Genomic DNA, 23,695 nt, shown 5'->3' with positions numbered 1-23,695 from the left:
TGTTTCCTTCACAATCGCTTGTTTTCATTACTGGACCCACTCGCCATTATAGTTGACGTAGTAACCACCTACTGTGGTATTCACAGCTAGGGCACCAGAACTATAGGCATAGTACCATTTGCCATTAACTTGGAACCAACCGGTCGCCATAGCTCCTGATGAACGGAGATAATACCACTTGTTACCAAGATAAGCCCAGCCTGTCTTCATATCGCCATTACTTGCATTGAGGTAGTACCAAGTTGAGCCGTCTTGAAGCCAGCCTGTCACCATAGCTCCTGACGAACGAAGATAATACCAAGTATTACCGACATAAATCCAGCTAGTTTTCATATCACCATTTTGAGCATCTAAATAATACCAAGTTGAACCATCTAGATACCAACCGGTCGCCATAGCTCCTGATGAACGGAGATAGTACCACTTGTTACCAAGATACTGCCATCCAGTTTGCATTGCAGCAGTTGTTGTATCAAGATAGTACCAAGTTGAATTGTCGTTAATCCAACCAGCACGTCTTTCTCCACCAAGGTAGTCTCTTCCTGAAGAACCTGTTTTTGCTAGGTAATACCAGTTTGATTGATCATAAAGCCAACCTGTTTTTAATGAATGATCTTGGTCAAAGTAGTAGTTTGCTAATTTAAGAACTTCAGGACCCTCAAAGCCTTCACCATGTTTTTTACCAACATTTAATGAATCCTTAGCCTCTAATTGTTTCCACCCAACAAATTCTTGTAGGACCCCATCCTGTCCAAAGTAGTACCACTTCGGTTGAAGGCCGATTTCAAAAACTGGTTGATTATCAAATAAATTATCTCGGTAACCTGTCCCAGGAATTTCTAGGTATTGCCAACCGACAACCATCTCTCCTCCATCACCAAAATAGTAGGTTTTACCGTCTATTTTATGCCAATAGATCGCTTTGTGGTCATCTTTTATATAGTATTTTCTATTATCCTTATCAACAAACTGTCCACCCGTGGTATCCGCAAATACTGTATTTGTAGCTAGCAAACCAAAGAAAAATGCTGTTAGTGCAACTTGCATCATTTTTTTCAAAAGTTTCACTTATATCCCCTCCAATATTAAATCCACTTACCAGATGAAGCAAAGTTATAAACTTTACCATCAATCGTCTGACTACCTGTAACCATAGCACCACTTGAATTGAGATAATACCATTCACCTGATACTTTTATCCAACCTGTTTTCATATCTCCATTAGAAGGATCTAGATAGTACCATGTTGAGCCATCTTTGTACCAACCAGTCTTCATGTCTCCATTGCTCTTATCTAAGTAATACCATTTACCTCGGAGGTATTTCCAACCCGTTGCCATTTCACCAGAGGAATCAAAATAGTACCATTTGCCACGTATATATTTCCAGCTTGTTGCCATTGCGCCAGAAGATTCAAGATAATACCATTCCCCAGATACTTTTTGCCAATCTGTGAGCATCTTACCAGAAGCGTCTAGATAGTACCAAGTGTCATTTATCTTTTGCCAACCTGTTTGTTTAGTACTGTTCTTATAATAGTACCAAGTACCACTAATCAATTTCCAACCATCAATAGAATGTCCTTGAATAACAGAGTAGATAAATGATAAAGCCTTTTCATTTAACTTAACAGCATAATTCATCTGTCCAGCAGAATTACCAGACACATGAACACCTATCAGTCTAAAACTGCTATCATATACACCAGCTCCACTAGCACCTCCTAAAGTATCTATTTGATACTTTAGGAAATCTCCAGTATCTTTTACAATATCCTTAGAGTCAGTATACATTTGCTTATCACTATTTACAGCTGGATATCCAGTAATAGTAGCGCCTGTACCTTCAAGATTCCCTAGATTATTCGGAAGACCTAGTGTACCTAATTGAGCGCCAATTGGTTCTTCCAAAATCAAAACTGCTAAATCATACGTAGTGAGCTCGTTTGAAGGTGTGTTTTGAAATTCTTTTAGATAACGAACTTCTTTTACCTTTATTTTTCCTACAGGATTTTCGTTCGGAGTAGCTGCAGGGATAACATATACAGAATCTGCCTCTGTTCTAGAATTACGATCATAAACAACATGAGCTGCTGTAATCAAAATATTATCTTTTACGAAACTAGCACTGCCTCTAAAACTAGCATTCATACCATTAAATTCTGCTTCCACGTAAGCTGATGTAGAATAAGGATATTGTAAAGTATTCTCAATCTTAATCAAATCATTTTTACCAATAATGACTTCTGACTGATTTGTATAATATTTACCATAAGTTGGTGAAACATTCGGAAGTGAAAAATTATTATTTCCTGGACTCTCTTGTAATGTTTCACTTACCTCATATTCTTCACCTGTACTAGAAATAACAGTCAAAGCAGATACTGCCGGTAGCTGACTAGCTAACAAAGTACTAGCAACAATTGAAATACCCAATTTTTTATAAAAAGTTTTCTTCATTAATTTTATCCTCCTAAAAAATTGTAACACACCTGTTCGTTCCTGTCAATACAAAGAAAAAAACGAAAAGACATCCCTTTCTCCATTTGAAAAAAGCAGTTACACAACTGCAACTGCTTTCTATTCCTGCATGGTATAACCAACACCACGCACTGTTTTGATATAGCTCTTTTGACCTTTGACATCAATCTTGCTCCGTAAATATCGGATATAGACATCTACGATATTGGTCTCTGTAGCACTTTCATACTTCCAGACACTCTCTAGCAATTGTTCACGAGTCAAAACCTTTTTGCTTCCCATAAGGGTAGCTAATAGGTCATATTCACGCCGAGTGAGAGCAATCATTTCATCGCCACGATAGACTGTATGTTGTTCAACATCCATACGCAGATTGCGATAAGCTGTCGGAACTTTCATCTGACTACAGTGTTGGTCGATGAAATCTCGACCTCGGAAGATAGCTGAAATACGACTGACCAAATCATCGATAATGATTGGTTTATAGATGTATGAAACAGCGAAACGCTGGATTGTTTCAAGTTGGTCTTGCAATTCTTCTCGATGGTCCAAGACCATGATAACCGAAGCTGGCTTGGTTCGACTCAACTTATCTGCAAAATCCTGGGCTGTCATATCCCCTAGATGAGCATTCAGTAAAATCAAGTCATAGTCTGTCTGAAGAGCCATGGAGAGGGCTTTTTGTCCCTCTTCTACCTGATCAACTCGGTATTGCTCTTTTTGGAGTTCCAGACTTAAAAAATGAGCTAGATTTCTTTCTTTCTCAAGTAATAAAATCCGTTTCCCCATGGCTGACCTACTTATTTTTCGTCATACCAAGAGTAGTGGAAGGTTCCTTCTTTGTCTTTACGTTGGTAAGTGTGGGCACCAAAGTAGTCACGTTGTGCTTGGATCAAATTAGCTGGAAGATCAGCTGAACGGTAGCTATCAAAGTAAGTAATAGCTGCTGAGAATGTTGGTACTGGTACTCCAGCTTGAACAGCAAGAGCTACAATATCACGAACAGATTGTTGGTACTTAGCAGTTACATCCAAGAAGTACTCATCCAAAAGAAGGTTAGCAAGATCTGCATCACGATTGTATGCATCTGTGATCTTTTGCAAGAAACGAGAACGGATGATACAGCCATCACGCCAGATAGATGCGATGTCCGCAAATGGCAAGTTCCAGTTGTTTTCTTTAGAAGCTACACGCAATTGAGCAAAACCTTGTGCGTATGAGATGATTTTTGAGAAGTAAAGGGCTTGGCGGATTTTTTCAATCAACTCAGCCTTATCTCCTTCAAATTTGAAAGCAGCTGGTTTTGGAAGCACCTTGCTAGCATGTACACGCTCTTCTTTGTAAGTAGAGATGTAACGCGCAAATACTGACTCAGTAATGAGTGACAATGGCACACCAAGGTCAAGCGCTGATTGGCTAGTCCATTTACCAGTTCCCTTGTTACCTGCAGCATCAAGAATGTAGTCTACGATTGGTCCATCTTGACCTTCATCGTCTTTGCGTCCAAGGATATCAGCTGTAATTTCAATCAAGTAGCTGTCCAATTCACCCTTGTTCCACTCAGTAAAGATTTCAGCCATATCTTCTGCAGAAAGACCAAGCAAGTGTTGCATAAGATCGTAGCTTTCTGCGATCAATTGCATATCACCGTACTCGATACCATTGTGGACCATTTTCACATAGTGACCAGCTCCATCAGGACCGATGTATGTCACACATGGTTTTCCATCTTCTGGTGCTTTAGCTGAGATTTCTTCAAGAACATCAGCCACCAAGTCGTAAGCTTCTTTTTGTCCACCAGGCATGATAGAAGGACCTTCAAGGGCACCTTTTTCACCACCAGATACACCTGTACCGATAAAGTTGATACCTGAGTTAGCCAACTCTTCATTACGACGAATAGTATCTTTATAGAAAGTATTTCCTCCATCGATCAAGATATCACCTTTATCCAAGTGTGGAAGAAGGGCTTGAATGGTCGCATCTGTACCAGGTCCTGCTTGAACCATAAGCATGATACGACGTGGTTTTTCAATTGAGTTTACGAAGCTTTCGATATCATAGCTTGGCACGAAGTTTTTATCAGGGTGGCAAGCAATCACATCTTCAGTTTTTTCTTTACTACGGTTATAAATAGCAACTGTATAACCACGAGATTCAATATTAAGGGCAAGGTTACGACCCATTACGGCCATACCAACAACACCAAAGTTAGCTTTTGTCATGTGACACTCCTCTTGTTTAATATGTTTTATTTTATCATGTTTATCTGTGAAAAGAAAGAATTTTGTAACAATTTGACTAGTAGTCTAAATCATCCGCATGTCCAGAACCATTCCCTACAAAGTAACCTGTCTTACAATTAAGGGTAAAGAGATAGGTACCATCTGGTTTATAAAGATTATAGTAGCCATTACCATTAACAATATTCACAGGTTCCAAAATGTATTGGTTGCCTGTAATGTAGCCACGCGCACGCGAAGTCTCAAGAATGCGTTCAAGGACACCATCTGCAAACGTCCAAGCAGGATCACTACTATCACTTACAGCGGCTTGATTGTACGGTACTCGACTGACACTTCTTTGTAGGTTCACACCATTGCTTGCTAGTCCACTATTTAGGATATTACTTGCTGAGGCTGTTTCACCCGCTGAGGTTGATGCATTAGCAGAGCTGCTAGCATTGCTTTCAGTTACAGAACTTGACTCTGCTTGGCTTGATGAACTTGACTGACTACTGCTTGAGCTTGTAGAACTTGAAAGTTGACTCTTACCGAGACTAATAGCCTTAGCTAGCAGTTTATCAATTTCAGTATTCCCTGTCTTAACTTCGGTAAATTTAGCATCTGCCTTTACTTTAGCATTTGTATTTAGAACACCATCTGTGATAGCTGGTGTTTCAAATTGAGCATTAACATCTTGTACCGCTTTGATTTGTGTTTCAAGACTATCGTATTTTGATTTGGCAAGAGTATGCTCACTAGCTCCCTCAAGTTTATCTAAAAGCTCTTTGAGCTGACTCAGCTGACTAAACTGACTATTTTTTAGGGCAGTTTTATTCTCATCAGTATAAAAAGTATCATAGAGACTGTTAAATTGATTGAGAATTGCTTGATTACTTACCAAACCTGCATCAGATGACTGAGACTGAATTTCTTGAGAAGAACGAGTAATTTGACGATAAACGTAGTAGCTACCCCCAATAATCAAGACAATAATCGCTAAAAGAGCTGACAAGATGACCCACAGCTTTTTGTTTTGTGGCTCATCTTCTGCTTGAGCAGAGCGAGATAAGGATTGATGTTCCTCTTGCAAAGCTTCATCATCCTCTGCAACAAGGGGCTCAGTTACAGGTTCCACTAGATTTTTATCCATAACCAAGGTTTCCTCTAGTGGCGGAAGGAGAAATTCTTCCGTTGCTACTCCCTCTTCTTCAGCAGCAATCTCTAAGTCAGGGACTTCTTCTACTGGTTCAACCTCTTCATCAATTGTTTCTTTGGCGTCTTGAAGCAAATCATCTAGACTTCGAAGTTCCTCTTTCTTCGCCTGAATGTTAGTAAATTTATCAGCTTCGATTTCTTCACGGTGTTGTTTAATGTATTTGTCCAAAATCGTATCATCAGGAGTTACACCTGCTTCGATTTCTTCATTTTTTCGAATAACTTGTCCAACTGTCAGATCCTTAGCTTCCTCAAAATCAAACTGAGGTTCCTGGGATATTTTCTCAGGTTCTAACAACTCTTCTTTTTTATCCTTTGGATCCATGGCAACTCCTTTCTAATCTGTCAAATTTCTTTTGACACGTTGACCAAAATATTGATATAAATCAACTTTCAAAGTACCATTGTAGAGTTTTCGTTTTTTGTCCGCCTGACTACCATATTTGCTTTCAAAGGCTTCGTCACTAGTCAGGATAAACTTACTCCACGTCTTGAGAGGCTCAAAAACCTCACCCATTTCAGCATAAAGTTTAGTTACTCCTGCATCATCTGACAGACGTTCACCATATGGTGGGTTAGAGATAATGACTCCATTGATCTTATCGGAACGCAAATCCTGTACACGCATCTGCTTAAAGAGAATATCTCCAGATACTCCTGCAGCCTGGGCATTGGCCTTAGCAATTTCTACCATACGACCATCGATATCACATCCCATAATATCCAGTTCAATCTCTCGATCTATCTGCTTACTTGCCTCAGTTCTGACTTCTTGAATCAAGCGGTCACTAACCCAGTTCCACTCTTCAAAGGCAAATGAACGACGCAAACCTGGTGCCATCTTGCGCGCAATCATAGCCGCCTCAATACAGAATGTTCCCGAACCACAGGTTGGATCGATCAAAGGCTTATCAGGGTACCAGTTTGACAGTTGCAAAATCGCAGCTGCCATATTCTCTTTGATCGGAGCTCCACCTTTTTCAGTACGGTAACCACGTTTAAAGAGACTTGACCCAGTTGTATCAATCATAACAGTCGCTACATCTTTCAAAATGGAAACTTCAATCTTGAACTCTGGACCATTCTCCATCAGGGGAACACCTTCTGGTCGGGCATAGTGTTTTTGTAGTTTCTTAACAACTGCCTTCTTAGAAATTGCCTGCACACTTGGCTCATTGTGTAATTTTGACTTGACACACTTAGCCTTGGCAATTGGGAAACGAGCTCCAAGCGAGAGATAGTTCTCCCAATCTAGAGCAAAAACACCTTGAAAGAGTTCTTCAAATGTTTTTGCAGGAAAAGTTCCCACGACGATTTTGATTCTATCTGCAGCTCTTAGCCACAGGTTAGTTTGGATGATTGCTTTCACATCACCTTGAAAACGGACACGACCGTTTTCAACCTGACAATCGTAGCCCAAATCTCTTACTTCACGCCCAACTACAGCTTCCAAACCCGCCGCAGCAGTCGCAATTAAATTAAATGTTGTTTTCATTTCAGTCTTTTATAGACCTTTCTTTATTCACTTTAAAAAATGAGGTTGAGAATATATCTCAGCCCCAACCTATATGCAATTTTCTATAAGCCATGTTTTGTTCCAGAAGTGACTAGGACCACTTCCTTCGATAATCATCTGTCTACCACTAGCAGCTCTAGCTGCTAGCAGTCAGAGTACTACGTTCGTTTCCGCGCACTCCATGCCCCGACCAAAATTTGGGTTGCTAGCTTGAGGGGTTTACCGCGTTCCACTCTCTCTGTTTCCAGAGAGACTCCGTCACTGTGGCACTTTCAAGTCTACTCTGACATATCCTAAGACTTAGCCATTTCAACTGCCGTAACGATTTCTCGTCCCTAGGCTTATGGTTTCGCCTAGCACAAACACTACAGGCATCACAGCCTGTGCTAGCATGGACTTTCCTCATGAAAAGAAATTCTCTTCACGCGATTATCCAAAAATTGCACAACAGAAGTATTCTTAGAAATCAGAATTATCCAAGATTTGTTTGCCAAATACTTCTTTTTCAAGACGATTCAAACGTTTCAAAATATCAAAGTTTGTCATAGAAGTCGTACTTCCATGATCTGCTGGTTCAGAAGTTGCTGATGTCACTTGAGGTTTTTTAGCCAATTCCTCTTTAAGCTCCGCGATTTCTGAACGGAGTGACTTCACTAATGTTGCATAAGTTTCATAATCCTTGATGACATCATCCAAAAATCCATCAACCTCTGCTTTACTATATCCACGTACTTCTCTTCCAAAGTCCTGTTCAAAAATATCTTTTGCTGTAAAAATAATACTTGCCATGTCTCTCTCCATTCTCAGTTGCTAGTATTATTATATAAAAAAAGGCAAACAAAAAGCAAGGTCAAAGGCTCAATTTTCGGAAAAATTTTCAGCTACTTCGTTTAATTCCTCAAATGTTAATCTTTTTGTAATATAGTTGTCTTTCTTTTTCATCAGTTCGTAAAAATACTTCAGTTTTGTTTCATTTTCTTCATCATAAAAAAGATAGGCTCCATCTGTATTTTCAAGTAAGAAAAGTTGATAGTCTCGTAATTGACCCTTGTGTTCATAGTTTGGATAGGCGTACTTAACAAAATCAACTTGTTTAAATTCACTCAGTTTGACCTGATTCCCCTCATTCCAGTTTTCCCCATGAGTTTCGAAATCAAAGATAGTCGCAAGTTGGAAACCAAAGTCACCTTTCATATCTCTGGCTATCTCTAAAACCCAGTGTTCAAATCCCAGAGTTCCCGTAAATACCAACCATTTCAACCCTTCGTCTGCCATTTTTTCCAAATCTCTACGAATAGCTTTTTTAATAATTTTTAAACGAATATCTTTGTCATTAAACAATCCTAAATCAAAGCTAGAATAGCCTAAAACCAAGGCTGTATGCATTTTTTCACCCTTTCTGTGCACTTTTATGGTATAATAGAGTGATGTTATTGTACCAATAAGGAGAATTATGGTCAACTATCCTCATAAACTTTCATCGAAAAAAAAACAAGAAGTCACCTCACAAATTAAAAATTTCGCAAATCGTGGGATGACCTTTGAAAAGATGATCAATGCTACAAACGATTATTATCTGACACACGGTTTAGCTGTTATCCATAAGAAACCAACTCCTGTTCAGATTGTCCGCGTAGACTATCCTCAGCGTAGTCGTGCTAAGATTGTTGAAGCTTATTTTAGACAAGCATCGACTACCGATTATTCTGGAGTTTATGAAGGGTTTTACATCGATTTCGAAGCTAAGGAAACTAAGCAAAAACATGCCATTCCGATGAAGAACTTCCATCCTCATCAGATTCGGCATATGGAACAAGTCCTTGAACAAAAAGGAATTTGCTTTATCCTTCTTCATTTTTCTTCTTATCAAGAAACGTATTTATTGCCGGCACTTGACCTCATCCGTTTTTATCATCAGGATATGGGGAAAAAGTCAATGCCGCTTGACTATATCAAAGAATTCGGTTATGTGATTGAGCAGTCTGCTTTTCCACAAATTCCTTACCTTGATACAGTCAAACAACATTTACTAGGTGGTAAAACAATATGAACAAACAAACTATCTTGCGCATCGTTAAATACCTCAGCATTGTTACGATTAGCTTATTTATCGTAGCTTTCCTACTTGGCGGTGGTGTATTTCTTCACTATGCAAACAAGGCTCCTGAACTCTCTGAAAGCAAACTTGTTGCAACTACATCAAGTAAAATTTATGATAGCAAAAATGAACTCATCGCAGATTTAGGTGCTGAACGTCGTGTCAATGCTCAAAGTAGTGACATTCCTACTGATCTTGTCAATGCGATTGTCTCTATCGAGGATCATCGCTTCTTTAACCACAGAGGAATTGATAGCATTCGAATAGCAGGAGCTTTCCTACGTAACCTCAGTAGTAATGGTGGTCTTCAAGGGGGATCAACCTTGACCCAGCAGTTGATTAAGCTGACTTATTTCTCAACATCAACAGCTGATCAAACTCTATCCCGTAAAGTTCAAGAGGCTTGGTTGGCTATCCAGCTAGAGCGAACTGCAACTAAGCAAGAAATATTGACCTATTACGTCAATAAGGTCTACATGTCAAATGGTAACTATGGTATGCAGACAGCTGCGGAAAACTATTATGGTAAGGACCTCAAAGACTTGTCCATCCCTCAGCTAGCACTCTTAGCAGGTATGCCACAGGCTCCCAACCAATACGATCCCTATTCTCATCCTGAAGCAGCCCTTGAAAGACGAAACCTCGTTTTGTCAGAAATGCAAAAGCAAGGCTACCTTACAGCCGAGCAATATGAAACAGCCATCAATACTCCAATCACAGATGGACTTCAAAGCCTAAAATCTGTTAATAGCTATCCACAGTACATGGATAACTATCTTAAAGAGGTTATTGACCAAGTGGAGCAAGAGACAGGTTATAATCTATTAACAACAGGTATGGAAGTCTATACAAACGTCGACCAAGAGGTACAAAAACGCCTTTGGGATATTTACAATACAGACGAATACGTTGACTATCCAGATGATGACCTTCAAGCTGCTTCTACTATCGTTGATGTTACAAATGGTAAAGTCATCGCTCAACTTGGTTCTAGACACCAATCAAGTAATGTTTCATTCGGTATCAACCAAGCCGTCGAAACAAACCGTGACTGGGGTTCTACTATGAAACCAATCACAGACTACGCTCCTGCACTTGAGTACGGAATCTTCGACTCTACTGCAGCAACGATTAATGATGCCCCTTATAACTATCCTGGAACAGACATTCCTGTCTATAACTGGGATAAAACCTACTTTGGAAATATCACTCTCCAGTACGCAATTCAACAATCTCGTAACGTACCAGCCGTTAAAACACTTGAAAAAGTTGGATTAGACCATGCTAAGACCTTCTTGAATGGTTTAGGAATTGATTACCCATCAATGGTATACGCAAATGCTATCTCAAGTAATACAGTTGAATCTCATAAACAGTACGGAGCAAGTAGTGAAAAAATGGCTGCTGCCTATGCTGCCTTTGCTAACGGCGGTATCTATCACAAACCAATGTATATCAATAAAGTTGTCTTTAGTGATGGCAGTTCAAAAGAGTTTTCAGACCAAGGTACTCGCGCCATGAAGGAAACAACCGCCTACATGATGACAGAAATGATGAAAACCGTATTAACATACGGAACTGGTCGTGGAGCCTACATGTCATGGCTTCCACAAGCTGGGAAAACTGGTACTTCAAACTATACAGACAATGAAATTGAGAACTACATTAAGAACACTGGGTATGTTGCTCCAGACGAAATGTTCGTAGGATATACTCGTAAGTATTCAATGGCCGTTTGGACTGGTTACTCAAACCGTCTTACTCCAATCGTAGGAGATGGATTTAGAGTCGCTGCAAATATCTACCGCTCAATGATGGGATATCTGTCAGAGGATGATCATCCTGGTGATTGGACAATGCCTGAAGGTTTGTATCGCAACGGCGAATACGTCTTTAAGAACGGTGCTCGTAACAACTGGATTCCACAGTCAACTCAAGCAAGTTCGACAACAGAGAGCTCAAGTTCAAGTACAACTTCAACAACTGAAAGTCCAAGCTCTTCGAATGATAATACGAATGGCGCTACCAATCCAAATGCCTCAGTACCAAACACAACTACAAATAGTCAACAACAAAATCAAGCCCCACAAAATACACAAGGGCAACAATAAAATATAAAAAACTGAGGATTTATTCTCAGTTTTTTGTATGCAGTTTTTTATGGTGGAATCTTAATTTTTATAAAGCCAAACTTTTTAAAATAGGAAGCGAAATAACTTAACAGATTAAAAACTGTCAAAGTTATGTCAATCGCAACCTTATCCCCAACACAAATCAAATAGTCGGGAAAGCTGTTTAAAATTATAGATAAAAGATATCTTACTTTTATGTAATACTAAAGCGTGACTTAGAAAGTCTAATCTACTACTTCAATGCAGGGATTAAACCAATAATCAACATGCTAAACTAAAGTCTCAGGAAGGGTATCAAAAGGCCAGACTTTTGTCCGGCCTCTTTTTCTTATTTTACATGTTTTGCAAGATCTTCTTGCGCTTTTTTATTAGATTCTTCTTTTTCTTTCTTCCATTTATCTTGAGCTTTTTGATATTCATCAGCAGTTACTGGCTTATCTTGAAGGTCAAGGTATTTGTACAAGAGTGCTTCACTTGTTCCCTTGTTACCTGAGTAAGCAAATGGAAGTGTGAATGGCACCATCTTAGACAACATTGGACGTCCAGTTTTAGAAGTTGTTGGAATAATCAATGCACTATCTGTCAACCAAGCTTGGGCAGCAGCATATTTATCATAACGTTTTGAAACGTCAGTGTCTTCATTGCCAGCTTCAACAACCATCTTTTCGTAATCTTCCAAACCAACTTGTTTGGCAGCAGCGTTATTTGTGCCTGAATCAAATCCTAGGTAAGTCTTAGTATTTTCACCTACTGATGGTTTGATGATATCAAGGTAAGTAGATGGGTCGATGTAGTCCGGAGACCAACCAACGTTATCTGAAAGGTCCCAATCTTCACCGGCAGCTGTTTCAGCAAAGTAGGTAACATTTAAGACTTCATCTTTTTGAAGTTGTTGGATATCAATAACAACATTGTCAGTTCCTAATGTTGCTTCAAGCGATTGTTTCAATGATTGAACACGTTGAACTTTTGTAGTATTGGTTTGGTCAACTGGCATATCCAAGTGGATTGGGAATTGAACACCCTCCGCTTGGAGAGCTGTCTTAGCCTTAGCAAACTCTGCTTTTGCTTTTTCAGGATTGTAAAGACCGTCTTGAGCGTCTTCTAGATTAACATCTTTCCACTCATCACCATAGGTCACTAATTTTTCCTTAACTAAGTCACCAAAGTTTTTACCATCTGCTTGAACAAATGTTGGTGGTACGAACAAGTTACGAAGGAGTTTGCTTGCTCCACTTGCTCCATTAACTTGAGAAGCATAAGCTGTTCTATCAAAACCAAAGGCGATGGCTTGACGGAAGTCTTTGTTAAGAAGAGCTTTCTTAGTTGAAGTCTTTTGCTCGTCTGTAGTCTTAGAAGTATATTTGTAAGACTGACGGTCAATATTCGTACCGACTAAGAAAGTTGTAGAATCTTGTGTTGTATAAACGATGTTATCCTTAAACTCTTTTTCAAGTTCAGAGTAGCTTCCACTTGTTGGGAAGAGAAGGGCCATTGAGAAACCACCATCTTTAAAGGTTTCTGCAAGTTTGTTATTGTCTTGACCATCCCAGAATGAAAGTTTTACTTTATCAATATGAACATTGTCCTTATCCCAGTAGTTTGGATTCTTTTCAAATTCTACTGAAGATTTTGCTACCAATGATTTCAACAAGAAAGGACCGTTGTAAAGAATACTGCTTGGATCTGTTGCTTTAGCAAAGTCACTTCCTTTAGAAGTAAGGAATTCTTCATTGACTGGTGCAAGAATTCCCATGGTTGTCTTAGAGTTCCAGAAGCTTTCTGGTTTGTTCAAAGTGTATTGAACTGTTTGATCATCTACAGCCTTGATTCCAACTTCTGAGAAGTCTTTAACTTCACCTTTTACATAAGCATCCAAACCTTTAATAGATTCTTGAACAAGATAAAGGGCTTCTGACTTATTGTCAGCAGCATACTTAAGACCTGTTACAAAGTCTTGCGCTTTAACTGGTGCATACTCTTCGCCTTCAGAAGTGTACCACTTAGCATCTTTACGGATTGTGTAAGTGTAAGTCAACCCGTCTTTAGACACTGACCAATCTTCTGCCAAAGATGGCACGAAGTTACCGTAGCGGTCATTCTCCATCAAACCATCAACGACATTACTTGTGATATTAGCAACCGCAGCCTTACCAGTTGTCAAATAGTTGAGACTATCTGGATCTGTTTCATAAACATAAGAAAAAGTTTTCTCACCCTTTGCACTAGAGCCTGAACCTGAACAAGCTGCCAAAACACCAGACGCTAACAGAGTCACCCCTGCTAGGGCCATTACTTTTGAAAATTTCATAATAAACTCCTTTATGACTTTTTATACATTATAATCCCTTTTCAGCCAAGTGTCAATACAATTTTCAGAATTTTTCAAATTGATTTAAAAACATTTTTATGAGAAACTTTTAAAAAAACCATCTGAGAAAAAGTTCTTTTATTGACAGTTCTCAAACAAATCTTTATGATATAATGAAAGAAGAAAGTTGAAAGGAAATACCATGTCAAAAGAAGTTATTGTTGAAAGTTTTGAACTCGATCACACCATTGTTAAAGCACCGTATGTCCGTTTAATCGGAGAAGAAACAGGTCCTAAGGGAGATATCATTTCTAACTTTGATATTCGCTTGGTTCAACCAAACGAAGACTCAATCCCTACTGCTGGTCTTCATACGATAGAGCACCTCTTGGCCAAACTCATCCGTACTCGCATTGACGGGATGATTGATTGTTCACCATTTGGCTGTCGTACAGGTTTCCATATGATTATGTGGGGACGTCATACTAGCGCAGAAATCGCTGCTGTCATCAAGGATTCACTCAAAGAAATCGCTGAAACAACAACTTGGGAAGATGTCCCAGGAACAACCATTGAATCTTGTGGTAACTACAAGGATCATAGCCTATTTTCAGCTAAGGAATGGGCAAAATTGATCCTTGAACAAGGAATCTCAGACGATGCCTTTGAACGTCATGTCATTTAACATAAAAGAACCAGTTTTTTCAACTGGTTCCTTTTTTTTATTTTCAAAATCTTGATTTAGGCTTTTTCACGAATGACCAAAACACCATCTTCCATGTCAGCTTCTAGGTGTTTAGCATCAAGGTTATCCAAGTGGAAGTCTGTGACTTTGTCACGAATTTGTTGTTCAACTACACGACGGAGTGGGCGAACACCCATGACTTCATCGTAACCTTCTTCGGTCATATATTCTTTGGCTGCATCGCTCACTGTCAAGTCGATCTCTTTCTTAGCAAGTGTCTTATTGACATCAACCAACATCAAATCTACAATCTTAGAAAGGTCTTCCTTGCTCAAGTGTGAGAATTCAATCACAGCGTTGAAGCGATTGAGGAATTCTGGACGGAAGTAAGGTTTCAAACGATCCATGAGTTCTGGTTTGTCCGCGTCTTCTGTCAAGTTCGCTTCATAACCAAATCCAGCGTTTGAAGTTGCGATAATCACCGTATTCTTGAAGTTGACAGTGTTACCTTGACCATCTGTCAAACGACCATCGTCCAAAACTTGGAGGAGAAGGGTGATGACTTGAGGATCCGCCTTTTCAATCTCGTCAAGAAGAACGATTGAGTATGGATTACGACGAACACGTTCAGTCAAGGTATTGTTGTTATCATCGTAACCAACATAACCTGCAGTTGTACCAATCAATTTAGATACGGCTGTACGGTCGCTATATTCTGACATGTCCAAACGGATGATGGCATCTTTAGTACCAAACATATCAAGAGCCAATTGTTTAGCTAACTCAGTCTTACCAACACCAGTAGGACCTACAAAGAGGAAGCTACCGATTGGACGGTTTCCTTCATCAAAACCAGCACGGTTACGACGAATCGCTTTTGCTACTGCTTCAACAGCCTTGTCTTGGCCAATAACTTTGGTTTGCAAACGGTGACCCATATCTTTCAATCGTTCGATATCGGTTGCACCCATTTGTGATACTGGGATTCCAGTCATCCGTTCGACAGACTCAGCTACATCATTTACAGTAGCTGTAACCTTGTGATCTTCTGTATGGTTGGCAATTTTCTTTTCAAGTTCTTCAATACGAATTTTTGCATTTAATGCCGCTTCATAATCCTCTTTAGCAGCTGCAGCTTCTTGTTTAGCTTTTTCTTCTTCAATTTCATGTTCCACAGCATGCACATCTGTCACTGGGTGTTGTGCTGCCAAGTGAGCAGCTGTGACATCGACTAGGTCGATAGCCTTATCTGGAAAGCTACGTTGTGGAATATATTGAACAGAATAATCAACAGCAGCTTTCAGCACTTCATCTGGCAAGATAACATTATGGTGTTGTTGATATAGATCACGGATCCCTTGGAGAATCTTGAAGGTATCTTCAGCAGATGGAGCATTAACTTTTACTTCGTTGAAACGACGAGCAAGAGCAGCATTTTTCAAAATAGTGTTGCGATATTCATCTTGAGTTGTTGCCCCAATCACTGTCAATTCACCACGTGAAAGAGCTGGTTTCAAGATATCCGCAAGACCTTTAGATCCTTGACCATCTCCTGTGCTACCTGCACCCAGGATTTGATGGATTTCGTCGAAGAAAAGGATAATATTTCCAGCTTCTTTGACCTCATTTACCAAATTTTGAATGTTTTCTTCAAAACTTCCACGGTATTGAGTACCAGCTTCAAGTCCAGAAATATCAATAGAAATGATCTCTTTGTTCTTGATTGCTGCAGGAACGTCACCGTTCACGATAGCTTGGGCCAAACCTTCAACTACGGCTGTTTTACCGACACCAGCATCACCTACAAGAACTGGGTTGTTCTTAGTACGACGAGAAAGAATTTCAGATGTTTCTTGGATTTCCTTATTACGTCCAATAACCGGATCCAACTTTCCTTCACGAGCTTCAGCTGTTAAGTTACGTCCAAGTTTTGCAAGAATACCATCTTGTTTCATAGCTTTACCTTGAACATACTGTGCTTGGTCACTTCCTTCATTTGGGAATTGACCAGTTTGACGGTAAATAGCGAATTCTTCTGGAGTTACTTCACGACTGTTAATCAAGTAACGACGATTTTCAGAACTATATCCACGCATACCGCCCATCAATTGGTTAAATAAATCATCCATGTTGTTAAAGTTATTAAAGTTGTTAAAGTTGTTATTCATATTTCATACCTCGTTTGTTTTCAAATTTACTTAGTCAAAATAATTTGACTTTCTTTGACCTTTGTTTTAAAAAATTTAGACTAGCTAATAGCTACTCTACGTATAATTTCAGGTTTTTCTTTATCCAATACAGGTTTTGCGATTGGACTTCTAAAAATGCTAATGTTAAACATAGGTTGCACCTCTTTTCTAGGTTTTACCCATACTTTGATCTTAAGATGAAATACATAATCACCTTAAAATCAAGGTTTTCTAAGGATTTCCTTATCCTTATGTTCTTAGTTTATCACTTTAGTCAGTAATAGTCAAGATATTTGACTAAAATTGACTATTATTTTTTAAAAAAATTTTTATAACAAAAAAACCAGTCAGAGTGACTGGTTTTTGATTTACTATTATGAATCTTAGCTCAATGCATCATCCATTGAAAGAACTTCGTGGAAGACACGTTGTGTCAATTCAGTTTTTTGTTCTGGAGTGAGGTACTTAGTATTTACACAGTATCCTGAGATACGTACGATAACGTCTTCACCTGACATGATCTTTTCGTAAACATCGTTCAAGTCCATAACGTTCAAGTTAACGTGTTGTCCACCGTTTTCAAAGTAACCATCAAGGATTGTTACCAAGTTATCAACTTGTTCGTCACGAGTTTTACCAAGAGCGCGAGGTGAAACTTGAGTTGTCAATGAGATACCGTCAGCTGCATAACCAAAGTCAAGGCTAGCAAGTGAGTTCAAGTTTTGCAACCATCCACCTTTAGCTTTGTTAGATGGGTTAGCACCTGGTGAGAAGAATTCAAGTTTAGACAAGTTCACAGAACCATCTTCGTTGAGGTATACACCTTTGTGGACTGGTGAGTTACCAGTTTGTTTAGAGTAAGCAACGTTAGATGTGATTGTCAAAAGTGATACTGTAGCTTCTGCGTCTTTGTAAAGTTTGTGACTACGTAGACGAGTTGTGTAAGCTTCGATCAACCATTCTGCCAATTCGTTTGAACGTGGGTCATCTTCACCCCAACGTGGGTATTCACCGATTGTTTCGTAATCGTAGATGTAGCCATTTTCGTCACGGATTGGTTTAACTGTAGCGTACTTGATAGCTGACAATGTGTCAACAGTGTTAGCAAATCCACAGATACCGAATCCCATATTAGCACGTTGTTTAGTTGGCAAGAAGGCCATTTGAACAGCTTCGTAGTTGTACTTATCAGTCATGTAGTGGATGATGTTCAAAGCATCTACGTAAGTGTCAGTCAACCAGTCAAGAGATTTTTCAAAGTTTGCTTTAACTGATTCGAATTCAAGGACTTCGTCACGGATTGGTTCGATGTCAAATACTTTGTAGTCTTTATGAACATCGTCGTAACCACCGTTCAAACCAGTAAGAAGAGCTTTAAGAACGTTAACGCGAGCACCGAAGTACTGGATGTTGTGACGTTGTTCTTCATTTTCTGGGTCAAGTGGAGATACACAACATGAGATACAGCTCATTTCACCATATCCATCTTTAGCCATTGTTGTAACACCTTCATATTGGATTGAAGAGTGTTTGTGGCTCATGTGCATACAGTAGCGACGGAAGTTGTATGGCAATTTGTCAGTCCAAAGAACTGTCAAGTTTGGTTCTGGAGAGTTACCGATGTTATCAAGAGTGTTCAAGAAACGGTAGTCCATCTTAGTAACACGGTGACGACCGTCGTTACCCATACCAGCCATAGAAGTTGTGATGAAGGTTGGGTCACCTGAGTACAATTGGTCATAAGCTTTTGTACGAGCAAATTTAACTGTACGAAGTTTCATAACGAAATCATCAACAAATTCTTGGATTTCTGATTCAGTAAATGTACCACGAGCAAGGTCACGTTCTGCAAAGATATCCAATACGATTGGCACACGTCCAAGAGATGTAGCCGCACCGTTGATAACACGGCAGACAGCCATAAAGGCGATGTTAACCCATTGGATTGCTTCTTTAACGTTCATCGCTGGTTTGCGAACGTCAACTCCATAAAGGTCACCCAAGCGAACAACTTGTTGCAATGCTTGGTATTGAAGGTTGATTTCTTCACGAAGACGGATTGTTTCTTCATCGATTTCTTCGATTGAGTTCCAGTCGTTTACTTTTTCTTGCATCAAGTAATCTGCACCGTAAAGAGCAAGACGTGCGTAAACACCGATGATACGTCCACGGGAGTATGCATCTGGAAGACCAGTTACAGTGTGTGCGTGACGAGCGCGACGGATATTTGAAGTGTAAGCACGGAAGATACCGTCATTAACAGTTGTTACGTATTTAGTGAAGATTTCGTGAACAGCTGGATCTGGTTCGTATCCATTTTCTTTCAAAGTAGTTTCAGCCATACGGATACCACCTTTTGGCATGAAGTTCAATTTGAAGAGTTCATCGTTTTGGATACCATAAATCAATTCGTTTTCTTTGTCGATAAATCCAGCAGGAATATCAGCAATAGAAGTTGGACGAGTGTCCATTGGGAAACGAGTTTCTTCGTAGTGTGCTTTAGTTTCTTCTACGATTTTTTTGATGTGGAGTGAACGTTCTGTTGGTCCTGCAAGGAAGCTTTCATCTCCATCATAAGGAGTGTAGTTTGCTTGTACAAAGCGTGATACACTTGCTTTTTCTTTCCAGTCAACACCTTTAAAGCCTTCCCAGGCTTTGTCAAAAATGTCCTGTGCTTCAACAACTGTCTTAACAACCATGTTAATTCCTCTTTTTTCTTTCTAGTAACAGCCATCTGTTACATTCATGTATTCAGTATAACACACAGTAAACGATTTCAACAACTAAAAACTCACTTTTTTAATACTTTCTTTTCTAATACAGTTCAAAATATATCACAAACTGTATTATATTTTTGAAAGAGATTATTTGATTTTCATTTTTTCAGAAAAAGAGTATAATAAAATTAAACAAACTAGCACTGAGAGGTTTCTCCATGTTGATTTTTCCACTAATGAATGATTTATCTCGTAAAATCATCCATATTGACATGGATGCCTTTTTTGCTGCTGTTGAAATTCGAGACAATCCCAAACTTAAAGGGAAGCCAGTTGTGATTGGCAGTGACCCTAGAAAAACTGGTGGTCGCGGTGTTGTTTCTACCTGTAGCTATGAAGCACGAGCATTTGGCATCCACTCAGCCATGAGTTCTAAAGAAGCCTATGAACGTTGCCCTCAAGCAGTTTTCATTTCTGGAAACTACGACAAATATCTGGCAGTTGGTCAGCAAATTCGTGCTATTTTCAGACGCTATACAGACATCATTGAACCCATGAGTATTGATGAAGCCTATCTTGATGTTACTGAAAACAAACTGGATATCAAGTCAGCAGTCAAAATAGCTCGCTTGATTCAAAATGATATCTGGCAAGAACTTCATTTGACCGCTTCTGCTGGTGTGTCTTATAATAAATTCTTAGCTAAAATAGCCAGCGATTACCAAAAACCTCGAGGCCTGACAGTTATTCTCCCTGATGAAGCTGAAGATTTTCTCAAACAAATGGATATCGCTAAATTCCACGGTGTAGGTAAGAAAACAGTTGAGAAATTGCATCAAATGGGGGTATTTACAGGTGCTGATCTTTTAAAAATTTCTGAAATTAGTCTCATTGATCGTTTTGGTCGACTCGGTTTTGACTTGTATCGCAAGGCTCGTGGAATTGATAATTCTCCCGTCAAATCCAATCGCATTCGTAAATCTATTGGAAAAGAAAAAACTTATAGTAAAATTCTCAATCTAGAAGAGGATATCAAAAAAGAGCTAACTCTCCTTTCGGAAAGAGTTGCCCTGAGTCTTCAAAAACATGAAAAATCTGGAAAGATTATTATTTTAAAAATCCGCTATGCTGACTTCTCTACAATGACTAAGCGGAAAAGCTTATCTCAAAAGATCCAAGATGCTGAAACTATTTCACAAATGGCTATCCAACTTTACGAATCTCTGACAGATAAAGATAAAGACGTTCGCTTATTGGGTGTCACTGTAACTGGATTTTAAAACCTTGAAGGAAGCTTCCCTCAAGGCTTTTTCTTATACAAATAATCGAACAAAGCTATAAAGTAGCAACACACTACCTAGGACAATACGGTATTTTCCAAACATTGTAAAGTCGTGTTTTTTTACATAGCTGGTCAAGAAACGAATGGCAACCATGCTGACTGCAAAAGCCACTACCATTGCTACCAAGAGCAAGAAGAATTGACCAAAACTCAGCACTTCTCCCGCTTTGATAAATTTAAAAATCTTCAAAGCACTAGCTCCAAACATAACTGGAATTCCTAGATAGAAGGTAAACTCAGTTACCACCGAACGACTAGTCCCATTCAACAAACCACCTACGATAGTTGCTCCGGAACGGCTAGTCCCTGGTAGAAGGGCCAAGACTTGGAAAAGTCCGATATAGAGGGCCGTTTTATAAGGCAACTTGTCTAGCTCTGTGACTGTTGGCTCAATTGCTTGCGCTTTGTTGCGTTTTTCAAGATAAATAAAGGCAACCCCATAAACAATCAACATAATGGCTACTGAAACCATATTATGGAAGTGAGTATCAAACCAATCATCAAACTTAAAGACTAAAAGAAGAGGAAGAGTCGCTACAAAAACTTTGGACCATAACTGCCAAGTTTTACGGACTTGCACCTTATCCTTACCAGGTTTGAAGGGATTAAGCTTGTTAAAGTAGATAACCATAACCGCTAAAATAGCTCCCAGTTGAATAACTACGTTAAACATAGACATGAAGGCTTCACTCTGGTCTTTATACTGGACAAACTCTTCTGCTAGGATCAAGTGACCTGTACTTGAAATCGGCAACCATTCCGTAATTCCTTCAACAATACCAAAAAAGATAGATTTTAAAATTTCAATAAGATACATAGATAACTCCTTTTTCTATCCTCCATTATATCATACTTTTATAAGCTGTGTTTAGTTTTCTTTAAAAGGCACCGATGCTGCCGCCACCACCGCCTCCAGAGAATCCACCACCAGAACTTCCACTACTAGAAGATACTGAGTAAGTACTTGCCGTATTTGCGACACTGGCATAATGGCTCATTTGCGCTGTTGAATGATAAAACATACTGTGCCAGCCATAGGCTACATAGAGATTGAGATCTGGGTTTTCAACTTGGATCTGATGAACCTTCATCAAATGGCTAACCTTGTCAGCATATCCAAACAAGGTTGCATACACCAATAGGCGATTCCAGACAACAATACTTTCTAATTCTACTTGATCCAGTTGTGCAATCTCACGTAACATATTTTCAAAACTGGTCCAGAGATAATAGACTTCCGCTCCTGCTTCATTTAGAACACCATCACGATTATCTAGTCGAATCTTCCAATAGTAGAAAGCAGCCAAAACTAAACCTATTAAGCCAAGTATTGGCAAGGGGAAATAAAGATAGCCATGAACGTCCAAGCTGTACAAGAACAAACCAAATCCGATGATTAGTGGGAAAATAGTAGAAACACCCATACTCACTTGCAAGACCTTTTCCCCGCTAGTCAAGGGACGATAATAAGCTGGCAGCCCCAAGAAAGCGACTCGGTCCTTCACTCCTTCTTGCATCTGTTTCAATGCTCTTTCAAAAGAATATTTGAGCTTACGGCCTTTTGTTTGAATCCGTTTTTCTTCAGTAGCTTTCGCTCCACGGTAAAGGCTCTCAGATACCTTATAATCTGCAAACAAATCGGAAACAGCAACTTCTTTTTTACCTGAAAAGGCCAGATTTAGACAGGTCCTCTCAAAGCTTGCCAAGCCATCTTCTTTTACCAGCTTCAAGCCAACTGCATCTCCTTCTGAAATAATAGAGATATTCCCACGGTCTATCACATCTAGCAAGGTAGCTTGAATAAGTTGGTCAAAGGTGAATTTACCTGCTCCTTTGGTTAGAGGACTCACTTCCTCCAAGGAAGTAGAGTAAACAGCTTCAGATAAAACCATAGGCTCTAATTCCATCGGCGGTTCATAGAGACGATGATTTTTGGCATATTTGACTGAAGGAGTGGTTTTTCTTCTATAAATAAAATAGAAGCAGATACTCAATAACAAGGAGATGGAAAGTATTGAAGGAAACACCCAAGTAACGAGTTGTTTACTCTGCTCTTTTTCTCTAACAATCGACTCTTCTATCTTATTAAACTCTTCTAAACGATTCCCTTTTAAGCCCTGATCTGTAGCGCTAGCAAAATCAGTTCGAGGCCAGTAGGCATGCAACTCAACTCCGCGCTTAGACGGAAGATTGTCGAAACGAATCGCATAGTCATGACCACTCTGTTCAATCCTTCCCTCTCTATAGAGTTGCCCTGTGTGGAAAAAGAGTTCTTCGGCCCCATTATCTCCCGTCACATGAAACTCAAATTTTTCAATAGATTCTGAACTATCTGTCAGAGGTTGCCAATTTAATTCAGCAATATCATCATATAAGAAAAGAAGATTTTTCAATTTCCAGGTAAGTTCCACTTCGACCCTGTCCCCTTCCTGACCTGGATTATAGACTTTAACAGTATAACCATTCGTTTCTTCTGTCACTTCGCTAGTAACATCTGTCAGTTCAGCACCATTTTTCGAGGCCTCAACCTTTGGATGAGGATCAATTTCAAACCCGCTAGGCATCTTGCCTGCACGACCAAGTCCCACGATTTGGCCATTAAAATCATCCTCAAACTGGTAAACTATCTTCTGCCTAAATTCCGCTGTATTGTCTGCATGAATATACAGTTCTCCTTTATAGGATGGAATGCTATAATCCACGGCAAAAACCAATTTTGGAACAATTATCAGACAAGTAAATATAAATACTATTAACCATTTTTTTTTCATAATATAGCCTCTTT

17 protein-coding genes and 1 other RNA gene are annotated in these 23,695 nt (G+C 39.3%); 4 read left to right on the top strand and 14 right to left on the bottom strand.

Annotated elements, in window-relative coordinates; translation table 11 throughout:
• Positions 1–27: 27 nt before the first annotated feature.
• The 9 genes from HMPREF2805_RS07950 to HMPREF2805_RS07910 form a co-directional block, all read right to left on the bottom strand.
• Positions 28–1,068, bottom strand: a complete 1,041-nt coding sequence (locus tag HMPREF2805_RS07950; protein WP_075232074.1) for a PspC-like choline-binding domain-containing protein — start codon at positions 1,066–1,068, stop codon at positions 28–30.
• A 17-nt stretch (positions 1,069–1,085) separates the two neighbouring features.
• Complete coding sequence (locus HMPREF2805_RS07945) at positions 1,086–2,459, bottom strand: trypsin-like serine protease (RefSeq protein ID WP_075232073.1); 1,374 nt, start codon at positions 2,457–2,459, stop codon at positions 1,086–1,088.
• A 120-nt stretch (positions 2,460–2,579) separates the two neighbouring features.
• Entirely contained in the window at positions 2,580–3,269 is a 690-nt protein-coding gene (locus tag HMPREF2805_RS07940; protein WP_075232072.1) for a response regulator transcription factor, read from the bottom strand.
• Positions 3,270–3,280: 11 nt separating this feature from the next.
• Positions 3,281–4,705, bottom strand: coding sequence for an NADP-dependent phosphogluconate dehydrogenase (gene gndA / locus HMPREF2805_RS07935; RefSeq protein WP_003017375.1), 1,425 nt, complete (start codon positions 4,703–4,705; stop codon positions 3,281–3,283).
• 76 nt (positions 4,706–4,781) lie between these two features.
• Positions 4,782–6,245, bottom strand: coding sequence for a cell division site-positioning protein MapZ (locus HMPREF2805_RS07930; protein WP_075232071.1), 1,464 nt, complete (start codon positions 6,243–6,245; stop codon positions 4,782–4,784).
• Between the two features lie 12 nt (positions 6,246–6,257).
• On the bottom strand, positions 6,258–7,415 hold the full coding sequence (locus tag HMPREF2805_RS07925) for a THUMP domain-containing class I SAM-dependent RNA methyltransferase (RefSeq protein WP_075232070.1): 1,158 nt from the start codon (positions 7,413–7,415) through the stop codon (positions 6,258–6,260).
• An 81-nt stretch (positions 7,416–7,496) separates the two neighbouring features.
• Positions 7,497–7,877, bottom strand: an RNA gene (gene rnpB, locus HMPREF2805_RS07920) — RNase P RNA component class B.
• Positions 7,878–7,895: 18 nt separating this feature from the next.
• Positions 7,896–8,225, bottom strand: coding sequence for a cell division regulator GpsB (gene gpsB / locus HMPREF2805_RS07915; protein ID WP_075232069.1), 330 nt, complete (start codon positions 8,223–8,225; stop codon positions 7,896–7,898).
• Positions 8,226–8,294: 69 nt separating this feature from the next.
• Positions 8,295–8,822, bottom strand: a complete 528-nt coding sequence (locus tag HMPREF2805_RS07910; protein ID WP_075232068.1) for an SLOG family protein — start codon at positions 8,820–8,822, stop codon at positions 8,295–8,297.
• A 67-nt stretch (positions 8,823–8,889) separates the two neighbouring features.
• On the opposite strand from HMPREF2805_RS07910, the gene recU reads away from it, so the two are divergent.
• Together recU and pbp1a are read left to right on the top strand one after the other, a co-directional pair.
• Positions 8,890–9,486, top strand: a complete 597-nt coding sequence (gene recU / locus HMPREF2805_RS07905; RefSeq protein WP_075232067.1) for a Holliday junction resolvase RecU — start codon at positions 8,890–8,892, stop codon at positions 9,484–9,486.
• Positions 9,483–11,645, top strand: a complete 2,163-nt coding sequence (pbp1a, locus tag HMPREF2805_RS07900) for a penicillin-binding protein PBP1A (protein WP_075232066.1) — start codon at positions 9,483–9,485, stop codon at positions 11,643–11,645. The genes recU and pbp1a overlap by 4 nt, the downstream gene beginning before the upstream one ends.
• Before the next feature lie 349 nt (positions 11,646–11,994).
• Here the strand turns inward: pbp1a and HMPREF2805_RS07895 are convergent, their stop codons facing one another.
• Positions 11,995–13,977, bottom strand: coding sequence for a peptide ABC transporter substrate-binding protein (locus HMPREF2805_RS07895; RefSeq protein ID WP_075232065.1), 1,983 nt, complete (start codon positions 13,975–13,977; stop codon positions 11,995–11,997).
• Between the two features lie 202 nt (positions 13,978–14,179).
• On the opposite strand from HMPREF2805_RS07895, the gene HMPREF2805_RS07890 reads away from it, so the two are divergent.
• On the top strand, positions 14,180–14,662 hold the full coding sequence (locus HMPREF2805_RS07890; RefSeq protein ID WP_000032544.1) for an S-ribosylhomocysteine lyase: 483 nt from the start codon (positions 14,180–14,182) through the stop codon (positions 14,660–14,662).
• A 56-nt stretch (positions 14,663–14,718) separates the two neighbouring features.
• Here the strand turns inward: HMPREF2805_RS07890 and HMPREF2805_RS07885 are convergent, their stop codons facing one another.
• Together HMPREF2805_RS07885 and pflB are read right to left on the bottom strand one after the other, a co-directional pair.
• On the bottom strand, positions 14,719–16,830 hold the full coding sequence (locus tag HMPREF2805_RS07885; RefSeq protein WP_075232064.1) for an AAA family ATPase: 2,112 nt from the start codon (positions 16,828–16,830) through the stop codon (positions 14,719–14,721).
• Positions 16,831–17,234: 404 nt separating this feature from the next.
• The gene (gene pflB / locus HMPREF2805_RS07880; RefSeq protein ID WP_049527379.1) at positions 17,235–19,550 is read right to left on the bottom strand and encodes a formate C-acetyltransferase; all 2,316 of its coding nucleotides are present in this window, start codon (positions 19,548–19,550) and stop codon (positions 17,235–17,237) included.
• Between the two features lie 236 nt (positions 19,551–19,786).
• Between pflB and dinB the strand changes: the two genes are divergently transcribed.
• Positions 19,787–20,848 (top strand): DNA polymerase IV, encoded by a 1,062-nt coding sequence (gene dinB, locus HMPREF2805_RS07875; RefSeq protein ID WP_075232063.1) that lies wholly within the window; start codon positions 19,787–19,789, stop codon positions 20,846–20,848.
• 33 nt (positions 20,849–20,881) lie between these two features.
• Here dinB and HMPREF2805_RS07870 read toward each other — a convergent pair whose 3' ends face one another.
• Entirely contained in the window at positions 20,882–21,727 is an 846-nt protein-coding gene (locus HMPREF2805_RS07870) for an undecaprenyl-diphosphate phosphatase (RefSeq protein WP_075232062.1), read from the bottom strand.
• 61 nt (positions 21,728–21,788) lie between these two features.
• On the bottom strand, positions 21,789–23,681 hold the full coding sequence (locus HMPREF2805_RS07865) for a DUF2207 domain-containing protein (RefSeq protein WP_075232061.1): 1,893 nt from the start codon (positions 23,679–23,681) through the stop codon (positions 21,789–21,791).
• Positions 23,682–23,695 lie beyond the last annotated feature (14 nt).

Source organism: Streptococcus sp. HMSC034E03, assembly GCF_001811505.1.
Lineage (GTDB): Bacteria > Bacillota > Bacilli > Lactobacillales > Streptococcaceae > Streptococcus.
The sequence above is the reverse complement of the archived record's forward strand: the minus strand, read 5'-3'. Positions and strand labels throughout refer to the sequence as shown.